Genomic DNA, 13,052 nt, shown 5'->3' with positions numbered 1-13,052 from the left:
ATAAATGACATTTAACATTGCTTTCATACAGCGTAAGTGTGCCAAACTCGGAAACTTTCTACTGGAGGCCCGCAGTCCAGACACCTCTCGCACCTGCTGAGCGGTCGGCAAGCCTCCTCACGCTAAGCACTAAGGGGTCTCGCCAGGCTTACCTCCGAACAGGTAGTTCTAATGCCGGTGTTGGTCACAGGACGTGACCGTTTTTAGCTGGCCTCCCGCAGGAGTCTCGAGGTGTCTGAACTGCTACCAGGAAAGAACAAATTTAGATCACTGTTTATTATTCCAAAAATATAATTTTATCGTGACATGGCACTGGAATAATTTCTATTTAAAATAACCATCTTACCAGTTCAGTTGCCCGGTGGACGGTGACTCCTGCGGGAACAGCACGAGCCTGGAGACCCCACAGGGCGCGAGCCCGAGGAGCTCTAGCAGTGCCTAAGGATGCGCATCCGTCCACCGGGCAACTGAACGGCGATTAGAGAGCGAACCATAAGAACGTGCAAAATACTTACGCTGAATGAAAGTGTGAAACGTTTTTGGATATAAAAACACCCCAGATTTGCTGATAGCTAAGTGTCTGGGGTGTTTGTAACGGATTAATTGCTTAATGTTTCTTTTTCCTTCATTCGTTCATCCATCCGCTTCCGGTCACGTTCAAGAATTGGTTTCAAATATTTTCCTGTATATGATTTATCCGATTTCTTAGCAATATCTTCCGGTGTTCCGGTCGCAATAATCTTCCCGCCACCTGAGCCACCTTCAGGCCCTAAGTCGATAATATGGTCGGCAGTCTTAATGACATCGAGATTGTGCTCGATGATCAGTACGGTATCACCATTTTCAACAAGACGGTGAAGTACCGTCAATAACCGTTTAATATCATCGGTGTGAAGGCCTGTTGTCGGTTCATCCAGAATGTACAAAGATTTTCCGTTTGAACGTTTATGAAGTTCACTTGCAAGCTTCACCCGCTGCGCTTCCCCGCCGGATAAAGTCGTTGCCGGTTGTCCCAGTTTAATGTAACCAAGACCAACATCATAAATTGTCTCGATTTTACGCTTAATCTTTGGGATTGCGCTGAAGAATTCGCGTGCTTCTTCCACACGCATATTCAATACATCCGCAATACTTTTCCCTTTATATTTCACTTCAAGCGTTTCCCGGTTATATCGCTGTCCATGACAAACTTCACAAGGAACGTAAACGTCAGGAAGAAAATGCATTTCGATTTTAATGATCCCGTCACCTTTACACGCTTCACAACGTCCGCCTTTCACATTAAAACTGAAGCGGCCTTTTTTATAGCCGCGAATTTTCGCTTCATTCGTCTGAGCGAAAACATCACGGATATCATCGAACACGCCGGTATAAGTTGCCGGGTTGGAACGTGGTGTTCTGCCGATTGGTGACTGATCGATCTCGATGATTTTATCCAAGTGTTCGATTCCTTTTATTTCTTTATGTTTACCAGGTTTTCTTAAATGGGAACGGTAAAGCTTTGTGGATAAAGCTTTATAGATAATTTCGTTTACGAGCGTACTTTTCCCTGAACCCGAAACCCCTGTCACTACATTAAATAATCCAATCGGGATTTTTGCATTTACCTTTTTCAAGTTATTTTCTTCAGCACCGATTACTTCTATATAACGATCATCTGGTTCCCGTCTTGTTGCCGGTAATGGAATGAATTCTTTGCCAGCCAAATATCTGCCAGTTAAGGACTCATTATCTTTCATCACGTTTTCCGGGGTGTCACTCGCAATAATCTCACCGCCATGTTCACCAGCCCCTGGCCCAATATCAATAAGCCAGTCCGCTGCAAGCATCGTATCTTCATCATGCTCCACCACGATTAATGTATTATCGAGGTCACGCATTTTTTTCAATGACTCAATTAACTTATCATTATCCCGTTGATGCAGCCCAATGGAAGGCTCATCCAATACATAAAGAACACCTGTTAATGCGGAGCCAATCTGGGTTGCAAGCCGGATTCGCTGCGCTTCCCCACCAGATAGTGTTCCTGCCGAACGAGCAAGTGTCAAATAATCGAGCCCAACGTTATTTAAAAAGCTGAGCCGGTCCTCGATTTCTTTAAGAACGAGTTTAGCAATCTGTTGTTCTTTTTCAGATAGCTTCAGATCTTTAATAAAATCAATTGCATCCACTACAGAATACTCGGTAATCTTACTAATATGCTTACCATCAATCAGAACAGAGAGAGCTTCTCTCTTCAACCGGTGACCTTTACAAGTCTTACAATTGTTCACCGCCATATATTTCTCGAGTGTCTCTCTTATAAAGTCGGACGATGTTTCATGATAACGGCGATTGATGTTCGTCATCACACCCTCGAAGATAATTTCCACGTCACGGACTTTTCCGAAATCATTTTTGAAATAGAAACGGATTTTCTCTTTTCCGCTTCCATATAAAATGATGTCCATCTGTTTTTTCGGTATATCTTTAACCGGAATATCCATCGGTATGCCGTAATGGTCACAGACACTCTTTAATAGTTGCGGATAATATTGAGAACTAATGGGCTTCCATGGTAAAATCGCATGCTCCTCAAGTGTCAAGTTCCAGTCGGGAATTACAAGATCTAAGTCAACTTCAAGCTTTGTCCCAAGGCCATCACAAGTTGGACAAGCCCCGAACGGACTGTTAAAGGAAAACAATCTTGGTTCGATTTCTCCGATGGAAAACCCGCATATCGGGCATGAATGGTGTTCGCTGAATATAAGTTCTTCTTCACCAATCACATCCACGATAATCCGACCCTCACCTAATCTAAGCCCCGTTTCAATCGAGTCTGCAAGACGGCCTTCAATATCCGGTTTAACAACAACGCGGTCGATAACTACTTCAATCGAATGTTTCTTATTCTTCTCAAGACTAATATCTTCATGAATTTCCCGCATCTCCCCGTCAATTCGCAGGCGAACATAACCTTCTTGGCGGAGCTTTTCCAAGACCTTGACATGCTCACCCTTTCTCCCGGAAACAACAAGAGCAAGAATCTGCATTCGAGTCCGTTCTGGATATTCCATCACGCGGTCCACCATCTGTTGCACCGTTTGTGATGTGATTTCTATACCGTGATTCGGACAAATTGGATGTCCTACTCGCGCATACAGCAATCGTAAATAATCATAAATTTCCGTTACAGTCGCAACGGTTGATCTCGGATTGTTACTCGTCGTTTTCTGGTCAATCGAAATTGCCGGTGATAAGCCTTCAATCACGTCTACATCCGGTTTATTCGTTTGACCAAGAAACATTCTGGCATAGGCGGACAATGACTCAACATAACGTCTTTGTCCTTCTGCATAGATCGTATCAAAGGCAAGAGAGGATTTCCCTGAGCCGGATAGACCGGTGACAACGACCAATTTATTCTTTGGTATCGTCACATCTATCCCTTTTAAGTTATGCTCTCTTGCTCCTTGGACGACGATTTGTTTTTTCTCTGGCATGTACATGCTCATCCTTCCGCTTTAAGTTCGAAAACAATATCACGAAGTTCCGCTGCTTTTTCAAAGTCAAGCGCTTTTGCTGCCTCCCGCATATCCTTTTCGAGTTGCTCGATAACTTGCGGGCGGTTTTTCTTCGTAACTTGGGCAAAACTTGTAATCTTTTTCTCTTTTACTCCTTCATCTTCTGCTTCTATTGTTGCTTTAATGACATCGCGTATATCTTTCTTGATTGTTTTTGGTGTAATTCCATGTTCTTCATTATAGGCAATTTGTATTTGTCGTCTACGATTGGTCTCGTCTAGTGCCTTCTGCATCGAGTCGGTTACCTTGTCAGCATACATAATAACTTCCCCTTTTTCATTACGGGCGGCACGGCCAATTGTTTGAATAAGGGAACGCTCGGAACGCAGGAAGCCTTCTTTATCTGCATCTAAAATAACGACAAGTGAAACTTCCGGTATATCTAATCCTTCCCGGAGCAGGTTGATTCCAATCAAAACATCATATTTTCCAACCCGTAAATCGCGAATAATTTCAATTCGCTCTAGGGTTTTAATCTCTGAATGCAAGTAAGCTACTTTGATGCCAAGTTCTTTCAGATAGTCGGTCAAATCCTCTGACATTTTCTTCGTTAAGGTCGTGACCAGGACTCGTTCATTACGCTCGGTCCGTTCATTGATTTCCTCAATCAAGTCATCAATTTGACCTTCAATTGGGCGTACTTCAATTTTTGGATCAAGTAATCCTGTCGGTCGGATGATTTGTTCCGTCATTTCCGGTGTATGCTCCAGTTCATATGGACCAGGTGTTGCCGATACATAAATGAGTTGATTCGTCTTCTCTTCGAATTCTTCAAAACGGAGCGGCCGATTATCGAGTGCGGATGGAAGCCGGAAACCATGGTCGACTAACACTTGTTTTCTCGCCTGGTCTCCATTATACATCCCCCGAATTTGCGGTAATGTAACATGGGACTCATCGATAACGACTAAAAAGTCTTCCGGGAAATAATCAATCAATGTATACGGAGTCGCTCCAGCCTCTCTTAGTGTAAGATGGCGGGAATAGTTCTCGATCCCTGAGCAAAAGCCCATCTCTCGCATCATCTCGAGATCATAATTCGTCCGCTGTTCAATCCGCTGTGCTTCCAGTAGTTTATTTTCCGAACGTAACACTTTCAAGCGTTCTTCCAGCTCTTTTTCAATGTTTTGAATTGCTTTTTTCATAATATCTTCCCTGGTAACGAAGTGGGATGCCGGGAAAATTGCCACGTGTTCCCTGTCACCGATAATTTCCCCAGTTAGGGCGTCTACTTCGCGAATCCGGTCAATCTCATCACCAAAAAATTCAATTCGGATACAGTGTTCCTCACGAGAGGCTGGAATGATTTCTACTGAATCACCACGAACGCGGAACGTACCACGCTGGAATTCAATATCATTTCTTGCATATTGTATATCTACTAAATCCCGTAATAATTGGTCACGGTCCTTCTCCATCCCCATTCGTAAGGAAAGGACTTGGCTCCCGTATTCTTCCGGGCTACCGAGACCATAGATACAGGATACACTTGCGACAATAAGTACATCCTCGCGCTCAAATAAAGCCGAGGTTGCAGAGTGCCGTAATTTATCTATTTCATCGTTCACACTTGCATCTTTTTCAATGAAAGTGTCTGTTGATGGTACATACGCTTCTGGCTGGTAGTAGTCATAATAGCTGACAAAATATTCTACCGCGTTATTTGGGAAAAACTCTTTAAACTCACTATATAGTTGACCTGCTAAGGTTTTATTATGAGCAATAACGAGTGTCGGGCGGTTAATTTCCTTTACCACGTTCGAGACGGTAAATGTTTTCCCTGTCCCTGTTGCACCAAGTAATGTCTGGTGTCTTTGACCTGCCAAAACCTTTTGCACAAGTTCGTCGATTGCCTGTGGCTGATCACCAGCCGGTTCGTAATTCGATACGAGTTCAAACTTATTTTCCACGAGTTCAGCCTCCCTAAATATCTACTACCTATTTTACCACAAATGGATTAAATAATTAAAGAAAAACGAACATCTATTCGTTTGATATTTAAATAATCAGTGAAGAAAATATAAAAACACATGTTATATAGAGCTATATGAACTTCTATCGAGGGACTGCTCAAGTCATGTTTCTCATACCACGTTGCTGCTGGACGGACGATATCTGAGAATAATCCAGAACTTGTCATCCGAAAATCAACACAGACTAAAAGATCGACTTTCCCGCGTCGTGCCTCGCCTTGAGCATTTAAATATTTACTTTGTCCTAAATCCTATAGAAAAACGACAAAAAAGATGTGATAAACATCACACCATTCTTACTATTTGTATAATAATTGCGTTATTCATTGTCAATATCAATCTAATTCATTAAACTCGTAATAAAGTGAAACTTCATTCAGTGGGGGGCTTTTCTCTCCACTGAATGTTAGTTGAACAGAATCAGGGATTTACGGGCTGTTCATCCCCCTCCTTCACACTTTGAGTTTCCCTCATGTTGGGGGGAAGGGGTATTACAGACCGTTAATGCGTGGTAAAGTGAAACTTCATTCAGTGGAGGGATGATTATGACAGAGTTTACACATTTTGATGAAGCAGGACGAGCAAGAATGGTCGATATAACGGAAAAAAAAGCTACTAACCGGACAGCTACAGCACGGTCTAGTGTGAAGATGTCTCAAGACATCTATAAAAATATCGTCGAACAGAAGAATAAAAAAGGGGATGTACTTGGAGTTGCGGAAGTTGCTGGTATTATGGGGACGAAGCAAACATCCAACTTGATTCCAATGTGTCACCCAATTGCCATTAGCGGTGTATCCATTCAATTTGAATGGGATGGACTGGAGACAGGGGACTATGAATTAATTATTATCGCGGAAGTAAAAACAATCGGCAGCACCGGCGTGGAAATGGAAGCATTAACTGCCGTTACGACAGCCGCCTTAACCGTCTATGATATGTGTAAGGCAATCGATAAAGGAATCGTCATCGGAGAAACCTATCTACTCCAAAAAAGTGGTGGAAAAAGCGGAGATTACAAGCGGGAGTATTAATATCCCCGTTTGTAATCTCTGTCTAAGTCCTTTTTAAGTTCGCGAACCCCATGGGCAATTTCTGGCAAAATTAATTTCTCCATTGCTAAGCGGACTGCTCCCGTTGAGCCAGGAACGATGAAAACGAGCCGATGATTGATAGAGCCGCAAGTCGCACGGGAGAGCATACTGCCACTTCCGATATCCTCTTCATAACTGATCATGCGGAATAATTCCCCGAACCCTGGCAGCTCCTTTGTAAATAGAGGTTGCACCGCTTCTATCGTCACATCCCTTGCAGCAATTCCCGTACCACCGTTTAAAATAATCGCATCCACATTTTGATTTTTCACTAGTAGTTTCATCGATGCTTTGATAATTTCGGCATCATCCGGGACGATTTCATAACAAGTAACTTCATAACTCGCTTCCGTCAGTAAATCAATAATAAGTTTACCGCTTTTATCATTTTGTTTATTTCGTGTATCACTTACTGTTAATACCGCACAATTTATTAATTTTGGTGCAAATGCTTTATGTTCTTCATGCATCCTAATCCCTCAATCCCTATACCGAATATGGCTGTCAAAGTCCTCTAGCCGGTTAATGTTAATAAAAGGTTTTTCCTCCGTAAACGGTACAAATTTTACATTTGCTTTATCTAGCAGTGCGCGCATATGCAACCGATCCGTTTCCAACAAGGTTTCGATTTCTTGTTTAAGTGTGTGATGATAAAGTCCAATCAATGGTTGCAGTCTTTCATTCACTACTGGAATCACTGCTTGCACTTTCTTTCTTTCTGCAAGTAGCCGTTTGAAAACTTCTGCTTTCATGAAGGGGACATCAGTTGGTATAATCACATACCAACAAGCTTTTTTCTCGAGCATTGCCGTATATATTCCAGCAAGAGGGCCTTTTCCGGCAAACGTTTCCATATCGGTAACAATTTCCACTTTCAAATCAGTTGGAAACTTACCTTTCAGATCTTGATTTGTAATCAGAATGATGTCATCAACAACTGGTGCGATTGCATCAAGCGACCACCGGAAAAATGGTTTATTATCTTTCTCTGCAAACGATTTGGGGGTGCCAAATCTACGTGACCTCCCACCCGCGAGAATCACTCCAACAACGTTTTCTGGCATCATACTACTTAACCACCGCTGACCGGAGGAATAAATGCAACGGTATCACCTGACATAATCGCGTCTTCTTCTTTTGCATACTCTTCGTTAATTGCTGTCATAACGCCACTTAAGTTCAACTGTGGATAATCTGTTTGAAGTCTTTCTTTCAACTGTTCGACATTGACATTTTCTAACGGAATATTCAGGCTCGTTTTTCCTGCCGTTTCCTGTAACTCAGCAAATAGTAATACTTTAATCAACCAGCACCCTCCTCGCCTTTACAGTTATCACAAAAATAGTAGCACATCATAAATCAGTCTGCAAATGGGGGTGTATTCCGTGCACACGGTCAGGACGAGTATAAATATTCATCCGGTCATCCCTCACAAATCCAATGACGGTTATTCCTAGTTCATCAGCAAGCTTCACCGCAAGATCCGTAACAGCAGATTTAGATAGGATGATTCCAATTCCCATCTTAGAAGTTTTCAATAACACTTCTGATGAGATTCTTCCGCTGAAGACGACAAGTTTTTCCTTTGCAGAAATTTTATCACGGAGCATCGCACCAAATATCTTATCGAGTGCATTATGTCTCCCGATATCACTCCTAGTGAGCAAAACTTCAGTCGATGTTGCAAGAGAAGCATTATGAACTCCTCCTGTACGTTTAAATTCAGGAGAACTATCCATCAATTTCTTCATCAACTGCATACATTGGTGAACCGTCACTTCCAGCCTGCTCGTTATTGTCTTCGCTACCCGAGCATCATTTTTAAAATAAAACTGACGGCTTTTCCCGCAACAAGATCCAATCAGACGGCTGGAATGATCAAATTGATCTGGTTGTACCGACTTGTGGAGTGCAATGTGAGCAAAGCCAGTATACAGATCAACTTGGATATCTTTTATTTCTGCTACGGTGCGGATAACTCCTTCCGAAGCAAGAAATCCGACAACGAGATCTTCCAGCTCTCCCGGGGAGCAAACAATTGTTGCAAATTCATAACCATCGAGCATTAAAGTTAAGGGAAATTCTGTAGCTATCACTTCCGAAACACTTTCCTGATGGGTTCCCTTTATCTTAATCGTCTTCCAGCCGACCTCACCTGCTATGCTCATCAGGATCCCCCTCCTTAACTTGGTTCTAATTCCAATTCCTCGATACGCTTCTCTCTATATTTCATATCTTTATGCGCATAAAAACTGTCTGCTTTCTCAACAATGACCAGGGTCGTATATTCAGGTATACCGGCGAATTCTTCATATACGCCTTGCGGGATGACAACATTACCTTCTGGCCAGTGAAGTTCGATGTTTCCTGCTTTAATATTTACGAACTTTGCTTCCCCTTTATACATCCCATATTGATTATAAACAACAACTGGATCACCTTCCGCAATCCCAACTTCTTCCGCATCCATTTCATTCATTAAAACATCATCTCGGTCTGCAGCATTAAACGGATCCATATCATCATAAATCATCGAATTAAATTGCTTTCCTCTTCTCGTCGTAACATGAAAATGTTCTTCCGGTTTCCGGTGTTCCGGAATCTCAACCGCAATTAAATTTCCCCTTCCGTCCGGAGTCGGGCATATCCCGTCTTCACAGAGCCAGGCCCCTCCCCACTGGAATAAATCACCTCGATTTTTAAGATGCTGAATGCCATCATAGTTCGGTGCTGCCTCAGCGATTTCTTTTCGTATTTCCGCAGCGGAAATAAAGTTGATTAAATCACTTTCTTCGGGCTTAACACGTTTCGCTAAATCCACATAAACCTCCCACTCACATCTTGCTTCTTCAATCCGCGGTCCCTTTATCTCTGGTGAAAAATAAACCATCCGCTCCGTCGACGTCGAAGTTCCTCCCCCTTCTTGCTCATATCTCGTCATGGCAGGAAGGACAATCACCGCTTCTTTCGCATCGACCAAAGTAGATGTGTTGAAGATGATGTCCTGATGCACCCGGAGATCGATATTTGCTAAACAGCGTTCCACAAACTCCGGATTCGGCATCGTTTCAAGGAAATTGCCGCCTGATAAATAATAGAGGGAAAGATGACGTTCATGGTTCTCCGGAAGTAAAGCATTTTCCAAGGAAACTCCAACAATATCTCCTTGCCACTTCGGAATCGAAAAGCCCCAAATTTCCTCTACGCGTTCTCGGTTGTCCCTATCCATTCCACCACCGGGCAAAACAAATGGATCTGCTCCCATTTCGCCGGATCCCTGTACACCAGAATGGCCGCGAATTGGCATTAATCCACAATATTCCCGTCCTAAAAAGCCACGCAATAAAGCAAGATTTGCAACTTGAGATACATTATCCGTTCCAAAGCGGTGCTGAGTCAGTCCCATCGACCAAACGAAAACAGCGGATTTGGATTTGGCAAGCAATTGTGCTAATTCCAGCATTCTTTCCCTCGTAATACCAGAAGATGTTTCCAACGCCTCCCAATCATAGGCGATTACCTTTTCTTTAAGCACTTCCAACCCGTTAACATGTTCTGCAATAAATGCATGATCAAGCGCGGATCCAGGGTTCTTTTCTTCCATTTCAAACCAGTGTTTCATAATCCCATGCATAAACGCAATATCACCACCAATATTCACTTGATACACGTCATCCGCAATTTTCGTTCCGAATAAAGCAGATTCTGGAATCGACGGCACCCAATATTCATCCATTGCAGGTTCATAGTAAGGATTGATAATAATGATTTTTGTCCCTTTTCGCTTTGCAGCATACATATATTTCGTTGAGACCGGCTGGTTATTTGCTGCAACCGATCCCCAGAATAAGAGGACATCTGTGCCAATCCAATCCTTGTAATTACATGTAGATGCTCCGACACCAACTGATCTCGTAAGGGCTGTTTTGGAAGGCGAGTGGCAGATCCGAGATGCATTATCAATATTATTTGTACCGAGAAAACGGGAAACTTTCGCTAGCGTATAATACACTTCATTTGTAATTCCCCGTGAAGTCGTATAGAAACCATATCGCTTCGGATCAAGCGACCGCATTTTTTGCGCAATCCGTTCAAGCGCCTCATCCCAGGTTAATCTTCTGAAACGATTGTCTCCTGGTTCCCGAATGAGCGGGTACGGAATCCGACCCAACTTCCTCAGTTCGGTGCTTGAAAGCTTCTTTAATTCCTCTATATCGGAGTGCAATATTTCCTTTTTTATTGCGGGCATCGTGTTTAAACGAAGTACATTGAGACGGGTAGTGCATACATGCGGCCCTTTTAATGTCTGGTCCTGCAAGCCGGAAACACCGAGAGCACAGCCATCACAGACACCTTGTGTAAGAATCCGTGTAGCGTAAGGCAGATTATCTTTGTTTTCCCAAACCACCCTCATTGTATCGCGAATATGGTGCGGTTTTACTTTTCCAAGTCCAAAAGGCATCTTACTTACCCACAGACTCGGATCCGGTCGCTTCGATAACTTCACCGGACCAGTATGTTTCGTTTTTCCCAACTAAACCCCTCCTCATCAATGATAAATCGATTGTTACATAACTTTAACTTTGGCCGTCTCAAACAGCTAGATGTATCATTCTGCAAATCTTGATGTTATAGACCCCATACGAAAGAGTTATTACGTTTCAAATAACCCGTTAGCCGTTGTCACTTTCATACAGCGTAAGTAATTTGCTCATTCTCTTGAAATGCTCTTTAATCACCGTTCAGTTGCCCGGTGGACGGATGCGCATCCTTAGGCACGGCTAGAGCCTCCTTGGGCTGAGCACTAAGGCGTCTCCAGGCCCGTGCTGTTCCCGCAGGAGTTACCGTCCCCCGGGCAACTGAACTGGTTGGAATAGTACCATGTCACGATAAAATTATATCTTTGGAATAATAAATAGCGTTCTAAATTAGGTTTTCCTGGCAGCAGTCCAGACACATCGAGACTCCTGCGGAAGGATAGACCTGGCGAGACCCCTTAGTGCTCAGAGCGAGGAGGCTTGCCGGCCGCTCAGCAGGTGCAAGAGGTGTATGGACTGCGGATCTCCAGTACAAAGTTTCCGAGTTAGGCACACTGACGCTGTATGAAAGTGATCAGTGGTTTATTAACTGGTTTTTCCAGCAGAAAGCTGGGCTATAATTTAATTTATGAGTTTTCTATATTTTACAACAATAAGACGTATATGTAAACGCATTCAACCACGTGAAATTCTGCTGCTTTTTAAAAAAGAACAGTGTGGAGCGCTACAAAGAAAAATAATAAAAAGCCAAAGATTATATGCATCCGGCGTTTCTTTACACTTGGGAAATACAATCGAAACCATCCGGAGAGAACCATGCAGATGAGAGTGATGATCGCTCCCACTCCGCTCCACATTTTCATATTCATCCATAAGAAACCAAACCGGTGAATAATGATGGCCGCATGAAGGATAATGAGAAGAAGGGCCGTCGTGCCTACCCAGCGATGGAATGGATAAATTCGCTTCGAGATTGTTGCAAGTTTAATTTTCTTCTTGCGATCAGGTGTATTCCGGATGGTCGAAAAAAATGCATGCCTTGTCCAATTGAATAAAATCAAAAATAAACCTGCAAGTCCAAACATGATATGAATGGGAAGATGCGCGTATTGATCAGCTAATGAAAACAGAACCGTGATAAATAGTAATATATTTATGTATAGCCAGATACTCATTCGAAACAACCTTCCTATCTGTTTTTTTCTATGTATTATCCTACCATCTTAACGAGCTTTCTGGTGAAGATTCGTTATCTTTTCTTAAGAATTAGGAATATGATAAAATGAAGAGAAGTCATACCTTTGAGAGGAGGATACAGAGATATCTCTGTACATACATCATGAAAATACAAGTATCAGATAAAGCGCATCAGTGGTACATCGAAGAAATGGGGTTAGAAAAAGGTGACGGGGTCCGTTTTTTCGGTAAAGTTTATGGAAAAACTGAAGTACATGATAATTTCTCCGTTGCAATTAATATTGATCAACCAAATGATCCATTAGTTACCGAATCAGTGGACGGGATTACGTATTTTATAGAAAAAAGTGACGAATGGTTCTTTAGAGGGTATAACTTCCATGTGGAATATAATGAACAACTTGATGAAGTAACCTACCATTTTGTTAAATAAAAGAGGCTGGGACAAAACCCCAGTAAATAGAAAATCGCTTCGCGCAAAAAGCGTGAAGCGATTTTCTATTTACTCTTATTTTACTCAACAAAAAGGACACCTTTTGATAAAATTAAAGTTACCACAGCAATAATTCATCACAAAAGAGGTGTCCTTATGTTTAAACATTATAACATGAATCAAGTTGTTTTGCCGCTAAATTTAGAAATGAAACTACAAGAAAATGATATTGCCTTTGCGATTCACGATTTAGT

10 protein-coding genes and 1 pseudogene are annotated in these 13,052 nt (G+C 42.4%); 2 read left to right on the top strand and 9 right to left on the bottom strand.

The features are described 5' to 3' along the window. Positions 1-599 precede the first annotated feature (599 nt). From uvrA to L3V42_RS18655, 3 genes and pseudogenes are all read right to left on the bottom strand, one after another. Positions 600-3,482 (bottom strand): excinuclease ABC subunit UvrA, encoded by a 2,883-nt coding sequence (uvrA, locus tag L3V42_RS12415; RefSeq protein ID WP_238472107.1) that lies wholly within the window; start codon positions 3,480-3,482, stop codon positions 600-602. 8 nt (positions 3,483-3,490) lie between these two features. Then, positions 3,491-5,473, bottom strand: coding sequence for an excinuclease ABC subunit UvrB (gene uvrB, locus L3V42_RS12410; protein ID WP_238472106.1), 1,983 nt, complete (start codon positions 5,471-5,473; stop codon positions 3,491-3,493). A gap of 122 nt (positions 5,474-5,595) precedes the next feature. Further along, a pseudogene (locus L3V42_RS18655) lies at positions 5,596-5,751 on the bottom strand (molybdopterin-dependent oxidoreductase); the annotation flags it as partial. A gap of 330 nt (positions 5,752-6,081) precedes the next feature. Here L3V42_RS18655 and moaC point away from each other — a divergent pair. Continuing rightward, positions 6,082-6,570 (top strand): cyclic pyranopterin monophosphate synthase MoaC, encoded by a 489-nt coding sequence (moaC, locus tag L3V42_RS12405; protein WP_235761282.1) that lies wholly within the window; start codon positions 6,082-6,084, stop codon positions 6,568-6,570. On the opposite strand, the gene L3V42_RS12400 is transcribed toward moaC, so the two are convergent. From L3V42_RS12400 to L3V42_RS12375, 6 genes are all read right to left on the bottom strand, one after another. Beyond that, positions 6,567-7,100: a MogA/MoaB family molybdenum cofactor biosynthesis protein gene (locus L3V42_RS12400; RefSeq protein WP_238472105.1), complete on the bottom strand. Its 534-nt coding sequence runs from the start codon at positions 7,098-7,100 to the stop codon at positions 6,567-6,569. The genes moaC and L3V42_RS12400 overlap by 4 nt on opposite strands. A 9-nt stretch (positions 7,101-7,109) precedes the next feature. Continuing rightward, positions 7,110-7,697 (bottom strand): molybdenum cofactor guanylyltransferase, encoded by a 588-nt coding sequence (gene mobA, locus L3V42_RS12395; protein ID WP_238472104.1) that lies wholly within the window; start codon positions 7,695-7,697, stop codon positions 7,110-7,112. A gap of 5 nt (positions 7,698-7,702) precedes the next feature. After that, positions 7,703-7,936 (bottom strand): molybdopterin converting factor subunit 1, encoded by a 234-nt coding sequence (gene moaD, locus L3V42_RS12390; RefSeq protein ID WP_235761279.1) that lies wholly within the window; start codon positions 7,934-7,936, stop codon positions 7,703-7,705. A gap of 46 nt (positions 7,937-7,982) precedes the next feature. Then, entirely contained in the window at positions 7,983-8,798 is an 816-nt protein-coding gene (gene fdhD / locus L3V42_RS12385) for a formate dehydrogenase accessory sulfurtransferase FdhD (protein ID WP_238472103.1), read from the bottom strand. 14 nt (positions 8,799-8,812) lie between these two features. Then, positions 8,813-11,164, bottom strand: coding sequence for an FdhF/YdeP family oxidoreductase (locus tag L3V42_RS12380; protein ID WP_238472102.1), 2,352 nt, complete (start codon positions 11,162-11,164; stop codon positions 8,813-8,815). Between the two features lie 705 nt (positions 11,165-11,869). Next, positions 11,870-12,343: a hypothetical protein gene (locus L3V42_RS12375; protein WP_235761276.1), complete on the bottom strand. Its 474-nt coding sequence runs from the start codon at positions 12,341-12,343 to the stop codon at positions 11,870-11,872. 107 nt (positions 12,344-12,450) lie between these two features. Here L3V42_RS12375 and L3V42_RS12370 point away from each other — a divergent pair, with 107 nt between their 5' ends. Continuing rightward, the gene (locus L3V42_RS12370; protein WP_235761275.1) at positions 12,451-12,798 is read left to right on the top strand and encodes a HesB/YadR/YfhF family protein; all 348 of its coding nucleotides are present in this window, start codon (positions 12,451-12,453) and stop codon (positions 12,796-12,798) included. Positions 12,799-13,052 lie beyond the last annotated feature (254 nt).

The sequence above is a fragment of the Oceanobacillus alkalisoli genome (assembly GCF_022213125.1).
Classification (GTDB): Bacteria; Bacillota; Bacilli; order Bacillales; family Amphibacillaceae; genus Oceanobacillus; species Oceanobacillus alkalisoli.
The sequence above is the reverse complement of the archived record's forward strand: the minus strand, read 5'-3'. Positions and strand labels throughout refer to the sequence as shown.